The sequence below is a fragment of the Trichothermofontia sp. genome (assembly GCF_053493415.1).
On record NZ_JBRCAD010000201.1, the window covers coordinates 12624 to 28183 of the forward strand.

General features: G+C 53.5%; 15 protein-coding genes. 9 read left to right on the forward strand and 6 right to left on the reverse strand.

The window, feature by feature from the left end; all coding sequences use genetic code 11:
- Nucleotides 1-141: 141 nt before the first annotated feature.
- From ACWIUF_RS17685 to ACWIUF_RS17710, 6 genes are all read right to left on the reverse strand, one after another.
- Nucleotides 142-900, reverse strand: coding sequence for a phosphoadenylyl-sulfate reductase (locus ACWIUF_RS17685; RefSeq protein ID WP_448573841.1), 759 nt, complete (start codon nt 898-900; stop codon nt 142-144).
- A 69-nt stretch (nt 901-969) separates the two neighbouring features.
- Nucleotides 970-2451, reverse strand: coding sequence for a M16 family metallopeptidase (locus ACWIUF_RS17690; RefSeq protein WP_448573842.1), 1482 nt, complete (start codon nt 2449-2451; stop codon nt 970-972).
- A gap of 203 nt (nt 2452-2654) precedes the next feature.
- Complete coding sequence (locus ACWIUF_RS17695) at nt 2655-2771, reverse strand: photosystem I reaction center subunit VIII (RefSeq protein WP_265903803.1); 117 nt, start codon at nt 2769-2771, stop codon at nt 2655-2657.
- Nucleotides 2772-2837: 66 nt separating this feature from the next.
- A complete protein-coding gene (locus tag ACWIUF_RS17700) occupies nt 2838-3308 on the reverse strand; it encodes a photosystem I reaction center protein subunit XI (RefSeq protein WP_448573843.1) in 471 nt (156 codons plus the stop codon).
- Between the two features lie 28 nt (nt 3309-3336).
- Nucleotides 3337-3456 (reverse strand): photosystem I reaction center subunit IX, encoded by a 120-nt coding sequence (gene psaJ, locus ACWIUF_RS17705; protein WP_265903805.1) that lies wholly within the window; start codon nt 3454-3456, stop codon nt 3337-3339.
- A 90-nt stretch (nt 3457-3546) separates the two neighbouring features.
- Nucleotides 3547-4041: a Photosystem I reaction center subunit III gene (locus tag ACWIUF_RS17710; RefSeq protein ID WP_448573844.1), complete on the reverse strand. Its 495-nt coding sequence runs from the start codon at nt 4039-4041 to the stop codon at nt 3547-3549.
- A 243-nt stretch (nt 4042-4284) separates the two neighbouring features.
- Between ACWIUF_RS17710 and tsaD the strand changes: the two genes are divergently transcribed.
- The 9 genes from tsaD (at nt 4285) to ACWIUF_RS17755 (ending at nt 15459) form a co-directional block, all read left to right on the forward strand.
- The gene (gene tsaD, locus ACWIUF_RS17715) at nt 4285-5367 is read left to right on the forward strand and encodes a tRNA (adenosine(37)-N6)-threonylcarbamoyltransferase complex transferase subunit TsaD (RefSeq protein ID WP_448573845.1); all 1083 of its coding nucleotides are present in this window, start codon (nt 4285-4287) and stop codon (nt 5365-5367) included.
- A 62-nt stretch (nt 5368-5429) separates the two neighbouring features.
- A complete protein-coding gene (locus ACWIUF_RS17720) occupies nt 5430-7178 on the forward strand; it encodes a hypothetical protein (protein ID WP_448573846.1) in 1749 nt (582 codons plus the stop codon).
- 52 nt (nt 7179-7230) lie between these two features.
- A complete protein-coding gene (locus ACWIUF_RS17725; protein ID WP_448573847.1) occupies nt 7231-10941 on the forward strand; it encodes a helicase-related protein in 3711 nt (1236 codons plus the stop codon).
- A gap of 98 nt (nt 10942-11039) precedes the next feature.
- Nucleotides 11040-11684 (forward strand): Uma2 family endonuclease, encoded by a 645-nt coding sequence (locus ACWIUF_RS17730; RefSeq protein ID WP_448573848.1) that lies wholly within the window; start codon nt 11040-11042, stop codon nt 11682-11684.
- Nucleotides 11685-11719: 35 nt separating this feature from the next.
- On the forward strand, nt 11720-12067 hold the full coding sequence (locus tag ACWIUF_RS17735; protein WP_448573849.1) for a nucleotidyltransferase domain-containing protein: 348 nt from the start codon (nt 11720-11722) through the stop codon (nt 12065-12067).
- Nucleotides 12051-12461: a HEPN domain-containing protein gene (locus ACWIUF_RS17740; protein WP_448573850.1), complete on the forward strand. Its 411-nt coding sequence runs from the start codon at nt 12051-12053 to the stop codon at nt 12459-12461. Before ACWIUF_RS17735 ends, ACWIUF_RS17740 begins: the two co-directional genes overlap by 17 nt.
- 83 nt (nt 12462-12544) lie before the next feature.
- Nucleotides 12545-12778 (forward strand): hypothetical protein, encoded by a 234-nt coding sequence (locus tag ACWIUF_RS17745; protein ID WP_448573851.1) that lies wholly within the window; start codon nt 12545-12547, stop codon nt 12776-12778.
- On the forward strand, nt 12775-13161 hold the full coding sequence (locus ACWIUF_RS17750; RefSeq protein WP_448573852.1) for a type II toxin-antitoxin system VapC family toxin: 387 nt from the start codon (nt 12775-12777) through the stop codon (nt 13159-13161). The genes ACWIUF_RS17745 and ACWIUF_RS17750 overlap by 4 nt, the downstream gene beginning before the upstream one ends.
- An 18-nt stretch (nt 13162-13179) precedes the next feature.
- Nucleotides 13180-15459, forward strand: coding sequence for a DUF1156 domain-containing protein (locus ACWIUF_RS17755; RefSeq protein ID WP_448573853.1), 2280 nt, complete (start codon nt 13180-13182; stop codon nt 15457-15459).
- Nucleotides 15460-15560 lie beyond the last annotated feature (101 nt).

Genomic DNA, 15560 nt, shown 5'->3' on the forward strand with positions numbered 1-15560 from the left:
GCTACGCTGGCCACCCGGTGGGGTGTAGCGACCGGATTGGCTCCAGCCTAGTCCTAGCCGTGCGATCGCGCCAGCAGGCAGTGGGCACTGGCAGGGGTGGGTAGCCCTCCCGGCAGCCAGAATTTAGGGTATTCCGTATCCTCAGAGGGCGCTGGAATTGAGACTTTTTTCCTCGTTGGGGGTCAGGGGTAGGTGCAAACCACACTCCTGCTTGAGTCCTTGGAAGCGGGTATCCCGCTCATGCTCATCGGTGGCCAGCAACGGACGGCTAGAGTGCCAGTCGCCCACAGTGGTATATCCCTGGTCAAAGAGGGGATGGTAGGGCAAATCGTAAGCCATCAGATACTCATAAATATCCTTAGAATTCCAGGTAATAATCGGCAAGATTTTGTAGAGGCCAGACTGTTGTTCAATCACTGATAGGGATTTGCGGTGGTCGGTTTGGCTGCGTCGTAAACCCGCCAACCAGGCCGTGGCCTTTAGCTCCCGGAGGGCGCGTTGCATCGGTTCAACTTTGCGCATCTGATCGTACAGGTTGAGGGCTTCTACCGTGCCTTGTTCCCAGAGGCGTCCATGTAAGGCTTCCATCCGTGCCGGACTGATGGGGGATTGGTACACCTTCAGGTTGAGGTTTAGCCGCTCGGTTAGTTCCTCGGCAAATCGATAGGTTTCGGGCGGCAGATAGCCCGTATCCACCCAAATCACCGGGATTTTGGGGATCACTTGGGTGACCAGGTGCAACATGACGGCGGACTGAATGCCAAAACTGGTGCTGAGGACGAGGCCCGGACCGAAGGTGGCGTCCGCCCATTCAATAATGTGTTTAGCGTCTAGGTCGGTGAGTTCTTCCCGTGCCCGATCGATGTCAAACTCTGGTTTTACAAGTGCTAGATTGACCAAGTTCGTTCTTCCTTAACCTTTCAGACAGAGACAAATCCAAGATCTTTTGGTAGATCCTTACCTAAGGGTTTAGGAGGCGGCGGGGGGGGGAATCGTAATATCGATCGCCGTCACCGACTTCGCAAAACTGAGCGACTCTAGGGGCGGTTGTATCGCCGGAGAATTGCCCACCACTAATGTTACCAAGTTATCGAGGTTTAGGTAGGTACGGGCAACCCGCTGAATGTCAGCGATCGTTGTGCTTGCAACCCCTTGCTGGTAGCGGAATAGGGTGTCGGGCGGATATCCGAAATAGGCATAGCGCAAGAGCCGCGAGAGGGTTTGGCTGGGGCTGGCAAAGTTAAACACAAAGGAATTCAGGACCGAATCCTTGGCATAGGCCAACTCATCGGGGGTGATTGGTGTGGTCTGGAGTTGGGCCAGTTGCGCCCGAATTGCTTCGATAAAGGGGACGGTGGTTTCCGAGCGGGTCTGTCCCCCCGCGACAAACAGGCCGGGATAGTCATAGGCTGGACTCCACACGGCATAGACCGAATAGGCTAGCCCCTGGCGCGATCGCACCTCATTCCCCAAGCGTCCCCCAAACCCATTCAAGACCCCATTCAACACATCCAGGGCTGGATAGTCGGGGCTGTCGAGGCGACCCCCGAGATGCCCCATCTGGACAAAACTTTGGGTGAGTTGCGGTTGCTCGACGATAAAGACCCCCGCCGACTCGGTGGGGTGGACTGGCGGTGGCTCCGGCAGGGGAGGAACCTGGGGGTCGCCTTGCCAGGTGCCCAAGGACTGTTCTAGCAGCGATCGCAGTTGGGCCGTTTCAAAGTCACCGACGATCCCCAGGATCATCTTTTCCGGGCGGAAGGACTGTTGGTAAAAGGTGATTAAATCCTCGCGTTGGAGGCGATCCAAATCGGCATACTCCAGGGTGCGCACATAGGGACTGTCTGCCCCGTAGAGGAGTTTGCTAAATTCCCGTTGACTGATCTCTCTAGGGGTATCGTTACGACGGGCGATCGTGCCCCGTAATTGGGCCTTAGCAAAATCAATCTTGTCCTGGGCGAAGCGCGGCTCCCGTAGGATTTCGGCAAACAAGGATATGACCCACGGTAAATCCTCACTCAGGGCACTAAAACTGGCCGACCCTGAGACCGTATTGATGCTGGTTTCGATCGTCGCAGCCCGCTGTTCCAGTAAGGCGTTGATGGCATCCCCACTGTGGTGGCGGGTTCCCCCCGTGCGCAGCACGATGCCCGTCAGGTTGCCCACGCCAACGCGATCGCGGGGTTCCTGGCGTTCACCGGTTTGGAACAGGGCTAGCCCACTCACTAAGGGCAGATCACGGGATTCGATCAAATAGACCCGAAGGCCATTGGCCAGGGTGAAGTGGGTGGCATTGGGCCGTTGGATCGTCGGTAGGGGCGCAAATTCCAGGTCTGTATAGTGCCGGGGCGTTAAGGCCAGAGAGGCAGGGATCTGCGCCAAAAAGATGCCCAGTCCCACCAGGCATCCCAGGCATCCCCACAGCACCGATCGGGGGTTCAACCGTCGCATAGCTTGACTCAATTGAGGAGGAACACCATGTCCCAATAATTCCCTAGGCTAGCAAAAGCAAGATCGCGGCAACTGCATCAGGGTCACCGCGATCGCAGCAATACATAAACAATGCTTAACGTAACGTCCGAGTCCGCCTGATGCCTCAACGACTTGATTCATCGAGGAACAGGGTTTCCCAGGTGGCAGACCTGGGGCTAGGGTTAGGCGTCGCTTTCAATATGAATGAATAGCAAGCCCATCACCACTGCTGGCATCAGCCAGCAAACCACCGGAATCAGAATCCAGGGCAGAAACGAAGCTGCATAGTCGCCAGTCATGACAAACTCTCCTTACAAGTCTGGTTACAGTCTAGGGATGGTCTTCAGGACAAGAAATGGTTGCCCTTAGTTCACCAGGCCCCGGAAGATGGCATCAATTCCATCAAAGTTGGTGAGTAGGAAGTAGGCTACGAAGGCTCCCCCCATGCCACCAACAAAGAAGCCACCGGTAAATTCACTCCAGCCCCGTGAGCTATGGAGGGAGTCAGATGGCTCATCACCCTTGTAGGAAACCAGACCGTGGGCACCCAGACAGGCAGAGGCCAACAAGATCAGGGCAATGCCGGAAACCAAACCCCCCAGGGCAGCGGCATCCGAGTCACGCAGGGGACCTAGCTCGACCCAGGGGCCAATGACAAAGTAACCGTGGGCTAACCCCACTTCCAAGCCTCGCACCAAAGGCGACAACCCCTTGCGGTAGGCTGGCAGGTTGTTGATAAATGCACGGCTAAATCCGGAGGAGTTGATCGGGGTCTCCAGGTTGCCGATTTGGGGGTCCCCGTTGGCAGGACCGATGAGTGGACGAGTTGCAGTCATAGTTCTTAATTCACTCTCAGGTTAAGGGTCAACGCAGGGGATGGAAGAGGAGGTCGGGATAGAAACGGTTGAATTCAATCAGAATTCCCGCCGTGATCGTCAGCCAAATGGCCGTCACCACGGGAGCCGAGGCTAGAAATCGTTGCATAAAAAATGACTCCAAATCATTTAGGGGTCTACGTCACGCGAAATCGCTAATAGACTGAAACATCAGCCACCTAGCGACTGAGATAGAGGACTAGCGAGGTGACACGGAAACTTCTTCGTCCTTGGCAATCAATTCGCCTGATGCGAATTCTTTGAGCGCTGCCAAGGGCCAGATGAAACCGGTCAATGACAGGCTAACCGCCAAGGGAATATCGATGATGATTTCCTTTTCTTCGGGATTGCTCGACTTCTTCGCGGCCTGGAGATAGGCGCGACCAACCCAACCAATCCAACCTGCAATATAAAGGAAGAGAACACTGGGAATTAAAAAGTCGCCAGCGCGGCTAAGACGGCCATCTACGATGAGATGGGGGAGTCCTTCTGGGCCGCAGAGGGCTTCGGAGTAACGCTCAAAACGCTTTTTGCCGGAGTCCGGATCGGCGGTTGTTGGCCGTGCATTTTTCGCCCGTTGTAAAAATGCAGAGGACTCGCTACAGGGAACGAGTCCAGCCACATCAGCGGATGCAGTGGGAACAACGGCAGCCCACAGAAAGATTGCCAGTACAAGAGCAAATAGTCTTCGCATGAAACGAATTCCTTATGGTTACAGGTTTCCCCTCGGTAAAACAAAATCTCGATTCTCGCGGGGAGGCTTGGATGCAGACGCGGCGCGAACGCAACGCCCATCAAGACTAATCGAGACTCAGTCACTTAAACCGATCGAGCGCCAACAGTGGACCCCGAAAGCGTTACCTTTGGGAGTTGCCTGAATCGCTCCCGCTCAGTTTAAGCTGCTATTAGCACTTCTATATCAGAAAACTACCAGCCAATGGGGACTGTCCTGGCAATTGAAACAAGTTGTGACGAAACAGCGGTCGCAATTGTAAAGAATCGTCAAGTTTTGAGTAGTATCATTTCATCTCAAGTCGATGTGCATCGTCCGTATGGGGGGGTGGTGCCGGAGGTGGCCTCACGACAACATTTGGAATGGGTGAATCCGGCGATCGCCCAAGCGTTGGCAGAAGCGCAGGTGGATTGGACGGCGATCGCGGGCATTGCGGCCACCTGTGCTCCTGGGTTGGTGGGGGCGTTGCTGGTGGGGGTGACGGCGGCGAAGACCCTGGCGATGCTGCATCAAAAGCCGTTTCTGGGGGTACATCATTTGGAGGGGCATATCTATGCGTCCTATCTGAGCGAACCGGACCTCCAGCCGCCGTTTCTGTGCCTTTTAGTCTCCGGTGGCCATACCAGCTTGATTCACGTCCGGGGCTGTGGTCAGTACACGGTGCTGGGCCAAACCCGTGATGATGCGGCGGGGGAAGCGTTTGATAAGGTGGCGCGGCTGTTGGAGCTGGGGTATCCAGGGGGACCGCTGATCGATCGGCTGGCGGCTGAGGGCGATCCCCACGCGTTTCCCTTGCCGGAAGGCAAAGTTTCTTTACCCGACGGGGGGGTCCATCCCTATGATTGCAGCTTTAGCGGTTTGAAAACAGCGATGCGGCGGTTGGTGGCTCAGGTGCGTCGGGAGCGATCGGTTTTCCCGGTGGCAGACTTGGCCGCGAGTTTCCAGTATACGGTGGCGCGGGCCTTGACCCGACGGGCGATCGCCTGTGCGCGGGATTACGGGTTGGATACGATCGTGGTTGGGGGTGGGGTAGCCGCCAACCGGGGACTTCGCCAACAGTTGCAGGCTGCTGCGGCTGAACACCGATTGCGGGTCTTGTTCCCACCGATGCAGCTCTGTACGGATAATGCGGCGATGATTGCCTGTGCTGCTGCGGATCACTGCGATCACGGTCATGTGTCTTCCCTAACCTTGGTGCCCCAGTCGCGCCTTCCGATTACGGCGGTCATGCAACTTTATGAACCTGCCGCCCACCCCACGCCAACGGTGTTAACCCTGGCGGGTTAGGGCGATCGTGGTTGGTTCGTGCCCTGGGGATGGCTGCCCTTACTCAACAGGAGATGGCTCAGATGCGGTTAACCTCTACCTTCCGGTTACTGGTTATCAGTTCGGTCTCCCTGGCCTGTGCAACGGTTCTCAACTGGGTCAACTATCGTAGTTACTGGCACGTGACGGTCCTGCGGGCGGAAACGGTCAACTTTAATATCTTGACCCATACGTTACCGCATCTCCTCTCGGAAGCGCTGATACGAAAAGATTTTGCGACCATCGATCGGGTTATCAATAGTCATTATGGATTATTTGGTATCGTTGTTACCGATTGCCAAACGCCGGAAAAAGTCTGCACAAATCAGCGTATTTTGGCTCAATCAAATCCCTATTATCCCTGGCAGCGAACGGTAAACCCTAATGATTTAGACACGGCACTCTTCAGTGCTTTACGTGATCCCATCCCTATTTATCCAGAATGGCAATTTGAGCAACCGCGTGCAACCCAACCGACGATGTCTGGATTGGAAAATCAGGGCAAGCTGATAGGCAGAGTCTATTATGTGCGTAATCAGCCCTCAAAATTTTTACAAGATCAGTTAAATTGGCTGCGGGGTAACGCCTACTCCTGGGGATCGGTGGGCCGTTATTACACCCTATCGCTGTTGATGTTTTCCCTGGCTGGTCTGGCCATGTGGGTCTATGTCGAAAGGAGTTTACAGCGGAAACGTCACCAACGGGATCAGGCCCTAGCAGAACATCAATCCCTGCTCAAGGAAGCCCAGCGGCTACGCACCCAACTACGCGATCAACTCAAGCTGAACCAAGCACTCAAAACCCAGTACGAGGAGCAGTTAGCCGCCGCTAGGCAAGAAGGGGAGGCTTTGCAAGGGGAGATTAATCAACTCCAAAACCAGGGACAGCTTCAGGAGCAAGAACTGCGATCGCTGCAACAAGAATTGGGTTCTTTACAAAATGAGATCCTTACGCCACAGATTGATCCTAAAACGATTCAAATCGAGATCGAGCAACTACAGCAAATTATCCAGGAGAAAGAAGCCGAACTACAAACCATCAACGATATTAAAGCAGAAATTAGCCTAGAAGCGGAACGGGCCAGACAACAGACTGAAACGTTGGAACGTCACCTGGCACAACTAGCCGAAGAGAAGCGGGCCGCAGAAGAACTCAGTATTAGACTCCAAGAACAACTGAGCAGTCAACCTCGCGATTCGGTGCCGATCGCGGAGCTAGAACAGCTTAGAGCAGATTTGGAAAAAGCCAATGTCGATAGGGATTCCTTGGAACAGCAAGCCTTTGAATTACTCGAACAGGAAGGGCGGGAAAAAGCAGACTTAAAAGCTGAGCTAGGGGATACTCAAAATAAATTATATCAACTTCAATATGAATATGATCATATTCTAGGGATACGTGAAACGCTGGAAGAGCGTCTGGCTCAATACGAAGAGGAAGATGCTTTTAGAAGGGTTGATCTTTCTAATATGCGGGTGGCGATCGTTGGGGGGCACCAGAACATGATGGAATACGTTGCATCAACCTTGTACCAGGAAAACCACCTCAAAGAATTGCGCTCGTTAAGTAAAGATACTCGTCTTGCTACCAAAACCTTTAAGGAAAAGCTTAAAAAGGTCGATCTCATTCTAGTTGTAACTGGCTATATGAGCCACTCCATGAGTCAAATTGTGGATGATCTGGAAGCTAGGGGGCAATTGCGCGGCAAGGTCATTCGCTTACCGACTGCATGTACCAGTGGCCCCGCGATCGTGCGGAGAATTCGTGAGGAAATTTATAGTTATTCTAGGCAATAGGCGAATGTCGTTATTTCTGGCCGAACTTCTCTTCCCGAAATATGAATAGGCTATGGCGAAGCTCGAAGATCTTACCCGTGGTACTGCCGTTAAGGGCATTCTGCCCAATCACAACGTTACTGTCATTGATGCGAAGTGGCACGGCAGTGATGTGGTTGAGGTGACCTATAAGGACGCCAACGGACAACCATACACACAACTGCTGTTGCGGGATGACGAACCCAGCTTGGAAATTGTCACCGAAGGACACCCCTTTTGCTTTGATGGCGATGGGGCATTGTTGCGGGTAGTGTCTGAAGCGCAGCGCATTCGGCTGGCTTATTTATTCGACCCATTGTTAGCGGTGCATACCTCGTTGGTGGAACCCCTGCCCCACCAGATCACGGCGGTGTATAGCGAGATGCTGACCCGTCAACCGCTGCGGTTCCTGCTGGCGGATGATCCGGGAGCCGGAAAAACTATCATGGCGGGGCTATTTATCCGGGAATTGCTGATTCGGGGAGACTTACAACGGTGCCTGATCGTTTGCCCTGGCAGTTTGGCCGTGCAGTGGCAGGATGAGCTATTGCAAAAGTTTCATCTCCCCTTTGAGATTCTGACAAATGACCGGATCGAAGCGGCTCGGACCGGGAATGCCTTGGCCGAAATGCCGCTGGTCATCGTGCGATTGGACAAGCTCAGTCGCAATGAAGACCTGCAAGCCAAGCTAGGGCAAACGGATTGGGATCTGGTGGTAGTGGATGAGGCGCACAAACTGTCGGCCTCATTTTTTGGGGGTGAGATTAAGGAAACTAAGCGCTATAAGCTCGGTAAGCTGCTGTCAACGCTGACTCGCCATTTTCTGTTGATGACGGCAACTCCCCACAATGGGAAAGAGGAAGATTTTCAGTTGTTCCTGGCGCTGCTGGATGGCGATCGCTTTGAGGGGCGCTTCCGGGATGGGGTGCATGGCTGTGATGTGTCGGATTTAATGCGGCGGCTGGTCAAGGAAGATCTGCTGAAGTTTGATGGCAAACCGCTGTTTCCGGAACGGCGGGCGCACACGGTTAAGTATGTTCTGTCGGATCTGGAGGCGGTGCTTTACAAGCAGGTGACGGATTATGTTAGGGAGGAGTTTAACCGGGCGGATGCGTTGCTGAATGAGGGGCGCAAGGGGACGGTGGGGTTTGCGTTGACGATTTTGCAGCGGCGGTTGGCCTCTTCTCCGGAGGCGATTTATCAGTCGTTGCGACGGCGCAGGGAGCGGTTGGAGAGGCGATTAGGGGAGGAGAGGGAACCACAAAGGCACAAAGGGCACGAAGAAAATCCTTTGTGGTCTTTGTGGCTTCGGGGTGAGTTGGAGGAGGAGGATTTGACGGCGGCGGAGTGGGAGTCTGCGGAGGCGGCGGTGGTGGATCTGGCGACGGCATCCCAGACGATCGCGGAGTTGCAGGCGGAGATTGGGCGGCTGGGGGCGTTGGAGGGGTTGGCGTTGCGGGTGCGGCGGAGTGGGTGCGATCGCAAGTGGGAGGAGTTGTCGCGGGTTATCCAGGCGATTTTTTCACCACAAAGGCACAAAGGGCACGAAGAAAATCCTTTGTGGTCTTTGTGTCTTTGTGGTTCGTCTCGCAAATTAGTCATCTTTACCGAACATCGAGATACCTTAAATTACCTGGTTAATCAAATTACGACCCTGATCGGACGGCCTGAGGCGGTGGTGACGATCCACGGGGGGATGGGACGGGAAGAACGCAAGAAGGCAGAGGAAGCCTTTAAGCAAGATGTGACGGTGCAAGTTTTAATCGCCACGGATGCTGCTGGAGAAGGGATTAACCTGCAACGGGCACATTTAATGGTGAACTACGATCTGCCCTGGAACCCAAATCGACTGGAGCAGCGGTTTGGACGGATTCACCGGATTGGTCAGACTGAAGTTTGCCATCTTTGGAATCTGGTGGCAGAGGAAACCCGCGAGGGGGATGTGTATCTGGCGCTGCTGAAGAAGCTGGAGGTTGAGCAAAGGGCGTTGGGGGGGCAGGTCTTTGATGTGCTGGGGAAGGCGATCGCGGGTAAGGAGTTGCGGGAACTGCTGATTGAGGCAATTCGCTATGGCGATCGTCCGGAGGTGAGGGCAAAGCTGGATCAGGTGGTGAGCGATCGTCTTGACCAAAGTCGGTTGCGAGAGTTGCTGGAAGAACGCGCCCTGGCGCGGGATGCGATGGATGTAACGAAGGTGCAGCAGATTCGCCAGGAGATGGAGCGAGCAGAAGCCCGAAAACTCCAGCCCTATTTCATTGCATCCTTTTTCTTGGAAGCTTTTCAGCGATTGGGCGGTACGATTCGGCAGCGGGAACCCAAACGCTATGAAATTACCCATGTGCCGGCGGTGATTCGCGATCGGGATCGACTGATTGGTGTGGGTAAGGCCATCTTAAAACGCTATGAGCGGATCTGTTTTGAGAAGGAACTGATCAGTGTTCCCGGAAAACCGCTGGCTGATTTTGTCTGTCCGGGGCATCCCTTGCTAGATGCCGTCATTGATTTGACGTTAGAACGTCATCGGGATCTGCTCCGGCAGGGTGCCATTCTGGTAGACGAAAACGATCCGGGGGAAGCAGTGCGGGCACTGGTGTATTTGGAGCATTCCATTCAAGATGCTCGCACCGAACGAGATGGCCGGCGGCGGATCGTCTCCCGTCGAATGCAATATGTCGAAATTTTTGACCCTCATCCCCTAGCCCCTTCTCCCACTAGAGGAGAAGGGGAACAAGAGGATTTTCCTCCCCTCTCCCGTTCTGGGAGAGGGGTCGGGGGTGAGGGCGCGAGGGTCAGAAACGCCGGGTATGCCCCCTATCTCGACTATCGACCCTTAGAAGAATCTGAAAAACCGTTAGTAGAAGCAACACTGAACAATTTGGGGCTTCGCGATGATATTGAGAGCAAGGCGACCAGCTATGCTATTGCTCACCTGGTGTCGAACCATCTTCAGGAAGTGCAGGAACGGAAGAAAGAGCTGATTGAAAAGACGGTTCGGGCAGTAAAGGATCGACTGACGAAGGAAATCAACTATTGGGATCAACGGGCAGCGGATCTGCGCTTACAGGAGCAAGCTGGCAAGCCGAATGCCAAGCTCAACTCCGCTAGGGCACAGCAACGGGCGGATGAGTTGGCCGATCGCCTCCAGAAACGCCTGTCGGAGCTAGAGCAGGAACGGCAGCTATCGCCATTGCCGCCAGTGATTGTCGGTGGGGCGCTGGTGATGCCGATCGGTCTATTGCAACGGCTCCAAGGCAAACGGGACGCGGCGACCAGCACCTTTGCCAAAGAAACCAAGCGGGTTGAGCTAGCGGCAATGGCAGCGGTGATGGCCGCAGAACGGGCGTTGGGCTATGAACCACGGGATGTGAGCGATCAGAAATGTGGGTATGACATTGAATCTTCAGCAGGGGGTGAGGGCCTCCGCTTTATCGAGGTCAAGGGCAGGATAGCAGGGGCAGAAACGGTTACCGTCACTAAAAATGAAATCCTGGCGGCGCTTAATAAACCAGATAATTTTATCTTGGCGTTGGTGCAGGTGCCTGCGGATCAGAATTTTACAGAAGGAGATGCTTTCAAGGTAAAGACAATTTCTGGGGTTTATACTGTACCTGGACAGGGTTGTGTGGTGCGTTATGTGGAGCGACCGTTTCAGCGGGAGCCAGATTTTGGGGCCAGTAGTGTGAATTATGAATGGCGGGAGTTATGGGAGCGAGGGTATGAACCACAAAGGCACAAAGGACACTAAGAACTTTGTGAACTTTGTGTCTTCGTGGTTCACTGTTTAAACCACAAAGGCACGAAGGACACGAAGGATGAGTCGGGAGGAGGCGGAGGCATCAACCCATGTTATTAGAATTAGGGCGAATTAATGTTCCAGCGGGTCAGCGAGTCATTTTGCAGGATATCTCTTGGCAAGAATTTGAAATCATACTGGATGAATTGGGGGATCATCGCGGATCTCGTTTGGCTTATGATAATGGGTTGCTGGAGATGATGATGCCGCTGCCAGAGCATGAGGATGATAAGGAGATTATTGGTGATTTGATCAAGGCATTGCTAGAAGAGTTGGATATTGAGTTTCGTAGTTTAGGTTCAACAACCTTCAAGAAGCCTACGACCCAGGGGTTGGAGCCTGATCAATGTTTTTATATTCAGAATGAAGCAAAGATTCGTGGCAAGAAGCGTATTGATTTAGCGATCGATCCGCCGCCTGATTTGGCGATCGAGGTTGATATCACCTCTCGAACGCATCCCAGCATTTATGAAGCTTTGCAGGTGCCGGAACTCTGGCGATTTGATCAGGGGAATTTGCAAATCAACATCCTGAAGTTTGGGACATATCAGGAAGTGCCAGAAAGTCCCAATTTCCCAGGTTTAGCTCTGAAGCAAATGATTCCTCATTACCTGAGAGAGAGCAAAACTTTGGGTAGAAACAAGGTGCTAAAGGCATTTCGTCAATGGGTACGAGAGCAAATTCAGTCGTCCTAATTAAGGCTAACCACAAAGGCACAGTGGTGATTTCTATGGCTGCAAGTTCTGATGTTAAGCAAGCCAGTCTAAATCCCTGGATTGGGGTGATGCGCGATCGCATCGTAGAGCACTTTGCCCCCCTCAGAATTATCCTGTTTGGCTCCCATGCGAGGGGCGAGGCCACGGCCCAGAGTGATGTTGACCTGCTGGTGGTATTCTCAGATCTGAGCAACCCGCGAGAAACGACGATCGCGATTCGGGGAATATTGGCAGATCTGCCGGTGGCTAAGGATATTGTGGTCACAACACCTGTGGAAATTGAGGCGTATGGTGATCTGGTGGGCAGAATTTTACGACCTGCCCTGAGAGAAGGGAAGGTGATTTATGAGCAAGGAAAATAGGGTTGCGGTTGAAACCCAACGTTGGTTAGCCTATGCCCGCCGAGATCTGAGAGCGGCTCAAGTCTTGGCTGGTGAAGCTGGGGATTTTGCTCAGCAAATTTGCTTTTTATCACAGCAAGCGGCGGAAAAGGGTTTGAAGGCTGTTCTCATTTTTCTTCAGATTGATTTTCCTCCCCGTCACGATTTAGAATTACTTAGGGTGCTGGTTCCAGAAGGTTTCTACTGTCGTCAACTGACTAACCTAGAGTGGCTCACGGAGTGGGCGATCGAAAGTCGATATCCAACTGATTTGGCAGATCCTTCTGAGCAAGATGCCCGCATTGCCCTTCAGCAGGCCGAAGCTATTTTGGCTATGGTAGAGCAAGATCTTACCCAACACGGATTCTCCCTGTAGTCTATGTTCTATCTGTCTACTGTTCCTTAGCCTCTGTGCCCTCTGTTTCTCTGTGGTTTTCTATAATTCAGGAGTTAATTGTTATGAACGCCTATAAACTAGCAGCAATGCTCATCGAAGATGGAACGCTGCTATTGAAGGATTTACCATTCCAGGCTGGAGATGCTGTCGATATCATCATTTTAGAACAACCAAAGAAACCGCCAGAAACTCCACATCAGACAACTGAATATCCTCTTCAGGGCAAACAACCTTATCGCTATGATGACCCTTTTGAACCTGCTGTTCCTGCTGAGGATTGGGAGGTTTTAAAGTGATTGTTTTAGATACACACATCTGGGTTTGGTGGGTGCAAAAAGATTCCAGATTGCCCCAACAACACCAACAGTGGCTCCAGCAATATCGCTCAGAGGGGCTAGGAGTCAGTATTTTTAGCTGTTGGGAAGTGGCGAAACTGGTTGAGAAAAAATGTCTGATTTTGCCAGAAGTGATTGAGCAATGGCTTAACGATGCATTGGCTTATCCTGGTGTGCAACTGCTGGATCTGACTTTGCCGATCGTGGTGCGGGCTAACCAGCTTGAAGGGTTTCATAATGACCCAGCGGATCAAATCATTGTGGCAACGGCACAAGTCTATGACTGTCCGCTGCTGACGGTTGACAGCAAGATTATCACTTATCCCCATGTTCAAATTCTGTAATCGTTTGGATGTCCTCTGATGACCTACCGCAAAAAGCTGATTGAAGTGGCCCTACCTTTGGAAGCCATCAATATGGAGTCGGCGCGGGAGAAGTCGATTCGGCATGGGCATCCCTCGACTTTGCATCTGTGGTGGGCGCGGCGTCCGTTGGCGGCGTGTCGGGCGGTGTTGTGGGCGTCGTTGGTGGATGATCCTTCGAGTTGGCCGGAACGGTTTCCGACGGAGGAGGAGCAAACGCGGGAACGGCAGCGGTTGTTTGATATTTTGGGGCGGAAAGAGACGGAGACAGATAAGAAGGGAAATCAGAAGCAGGTGGTGCGGGGGCTGGTGTCTTGGGATGACGTGAATGACCCCAATTCTGGTGTGCTGGCAGCGGCTCAGCGGGAGATTGCACGGTGTTTGGCGTGGGAGCGGGGGGAGGAACCGCCGACGAAACCAGATGCGGTGCGGGAATATATTGCCCAGTATGCGCCACCAGTTTATGACCCGTTTGCGGGGGGTGGGTCGATTCCGTTGGAAGCGCAGCGGTTGGGGCTGGAGGCCCATGCTAGTGATTTGAATCCGGTGGCGGTGTTGATCAATAAGGCACTAATTGAGATTTCTCCGAAGTTTAAGGATCAGGCACCGATTAATCCGGTGGATTGCCCCCTCACCCCCAGCCCCTCTCCCACGGGAGGAGAGGGGAGGTTGAATCGGTGGTATGGAGCGCAGGGGTTGGCGGCGGATGTGCGGTTTTATGGGGCGTGGATGCGGGAGGAGGCGTTTAAGAAAATTGGGCATCTGTATCCGAAGGTTAAGGCGATCCGGTTAGCCGATGGTAGTTATCAACCGTGGAGTCCCCCTCACCCCCTGACCCCCTCTCCCACCAGGGGCGAGGGGGAAGAGGAGCGGTGGGAGATTTCGGAGGCGTTGCGCCAAAGGATGACGGAGGTTGCCCGTCAGCTGCGTCGCCAAGCAACCAAGAGTGAAGAAATTCTTTGGCAGGCTCTTCGAGGAGCCAAGCTAGAAGGGCGTAAGTTTCGGCGGCAGCAGCCAATCGGATGCTTTGTTGTAGATTTTTTCTGTGCTGCAGAACGTCTCATTGTGGAGGTAGATGGTGCTGTACATGATTCGCAGCAAGAACTTGATCGCGAGCGTCAAAGGCTGTTGGAATCTTTGGGACTGCGCTTTCTGCGTTTGAGTGCCCATGCTGTGGAAACGGATCTATCCACTTGCCTCAAGCAAATCGAGGCGGCCTTTACTCTCCACTCCCCTGACTTTTCTCCCCTCTCCCCGCGTGGGAGAGGGGCTGGGGGTGAGGGAGCCAAGCCTGAAGAACTCACCGTCATTGCCTGGCTTTGGGCACGGACGGTGAAATGCCCGAATCCGGCGTGTGGGTGCCAGATGCCCTTGGTGCGGAGTTTTCAGCTTTCCACCAAGAAGGGGAAGGAAGCCTGGGTGGAACCGGTGATAGAGCGTCACCCTCATCCCCTAACCCCTTCTCCCTCGATGGGAGAAGGGGAACAAGAAGCACCTCTGACTCCCCTCTCCCTTGGTGGGAGAGGGGTCGGGGGTGAGGGAGTGAGGGTAAGGTTTGTGGTGAAGTCGGGCAAGGGCAAGGCCCCGGAAGGAACGGTCGATCGCAAGGGGGCACGCTGCATCGCCTGCGGAACGCCTGTACCGTTGGAGTATGTGCGAACGGAGGGCAGAGCCGGACGCATGGGAGCGCAAATGATGGCCATTGTCGCGGAGGGACAAAACGGACGGGTTTACCTCGCACCCACCCCCGAACAGGAAGCCATTGCCAACTCTGCTCAACCCAACTGGAAACCGGATACCGATTTACCCAAGGAAGCGCTAGGGTTCCGCGTCCAAAATTACGGCATGACCAAACACGCCGATCTCTTCACGCCGCGGCAACTGGTAGCCCTCACGACCTTCAGCGATTTGGTGGGGGAAGCACGGGAAAAGGCCATTGCCGATGCGGTGGCGGCAGGGCTACCGGATGATGATGTGCCCTTGGCTGAGGGCGGCACCGGGGCTAGGGCTTATGGAGAGGCGATTAGTGTTTATTTGGCGTTTGCGATCGATAAAGTCAGTGACTATAACAACAATATTTGCACATGGCACATTAATCGGGATGCTGTGGGTCACTTATTTACAAGACAAGCAATTCCAATGGCGTGGGATTTTTGCGAAGCCAATCCTTTGGGAGATTCTTCGGGTAATTTCAGTGGTGCAATTGAATGGGTATGTAAAGTATTTGAAAAATCTTCTAGTCCAGAAGTGTTGAATCCAGATATAAAACTTTACACTTGAGGGTGCGAGAGTCATACAAGCGTTTCTGGAAGCAAATCGTAGCTCCAATGGACGAGCGAACAGCGACGGCTGAGTTCTAGTTGCAAATAGCGAAACTTGTC

Excerpts from the sequence above, each read along its gene's own strand:
- ACWIUF_RS17740 (WP_448573850.1), top strand. The coding sequence starts at position 12,051 with ATGAGCAAGGAAAATAGGGTTGCGGTTGAAACCCAACGTTGGTTAGCC.
- tsaD (WP_448573845.1), top strand. The coding sequence starts at position 4,285 with ATGGGGACTGTCCTGGCAATTGAAACAAGTTGTGACGAAACAGCGGTC.
- ACWIUF_RS17730 (WP_448573848.1), top strand. The coding sequence starts at position 11,040 with ATGTTATTAGAATTAGGGCGAATTAATGTTCCAGCGGGTCAGCGAGTC.
- ACWIUF_RS17755 (WP_448573853.1), top strand. The coding sequence starts at position 13,180 with ATGACCTACCGCAAAAAGCTGATTGAAGTGGCCCTACCTTTGGAAGCC.
- psaJ (WP_265903805.1), bottom strand. The coding sequence starts at position 3,456 with ATGCAACGATTTCTAGCCTCGGCTCCCGTGGTGACGGCCATTTGGCTG.
- ACWIUF_RS17690 (WP_448573842.1), bottom strand. The coding sequence starts at position 2,451 with ATGCGACGGTTGAACCCCCGATCGGTGCTGTGGGGATGCCTGGGATGC.
- ACWIUF_RS17745 (WP_448573851.1), top strand. The coding sequence starts at position 12,545 with ATGAACGCCTATAAACTAGCAGCAATGCTCATCGAAGATGGAACGCTG.
- ACWIUF_RS17695 (WP_265903803.1), bottom strand. The coding sequence starts at position 2,771 with ATGACTGGCGACTATGCAGCTTCGTTTCTGCCCTGGATTCTGATTCCG.
- ACWIUF_RS17710 (WP_448573844.1), bottom strand. The coding sequence starts at position 4,041 with ATGCGAAGACTATTTGCTCTTGTACTGGCAATCTTTCTGTGGGCTGCC.
- ACWIUF_RS17725 (WP_448573847.1), top strand. The coding sequence starts at position 7,231 with ATGGCGAAGCTCGAAGATCTTACCCGTGGTACTGCCGTTAAGGGCATT.
- ACWIUF_RS17700 (WP_448573843.1), bottom strand. The coding sequence starts at position 3,308 with ATGACTGCAACTCGTCCACTCATCGGTCCTGCCAACGGGGACCCCCAA.
- ACWIUF_RS17735 (WP_448573849.1), top strand. The coding sequence starts at position 11,720 with ATGGCTGCAAGTTCTGATGTTAAGCAAGCCAGTCTAAATCCCTGGATT.
- ACWIUF_RS17720 (WP_448573846.1), top strand. The coding sequence starts at position 5,430 with ATGCGGTTAACCTCTACCTTCCGGTTACTGGTTATCAGTTCGGTCTCC.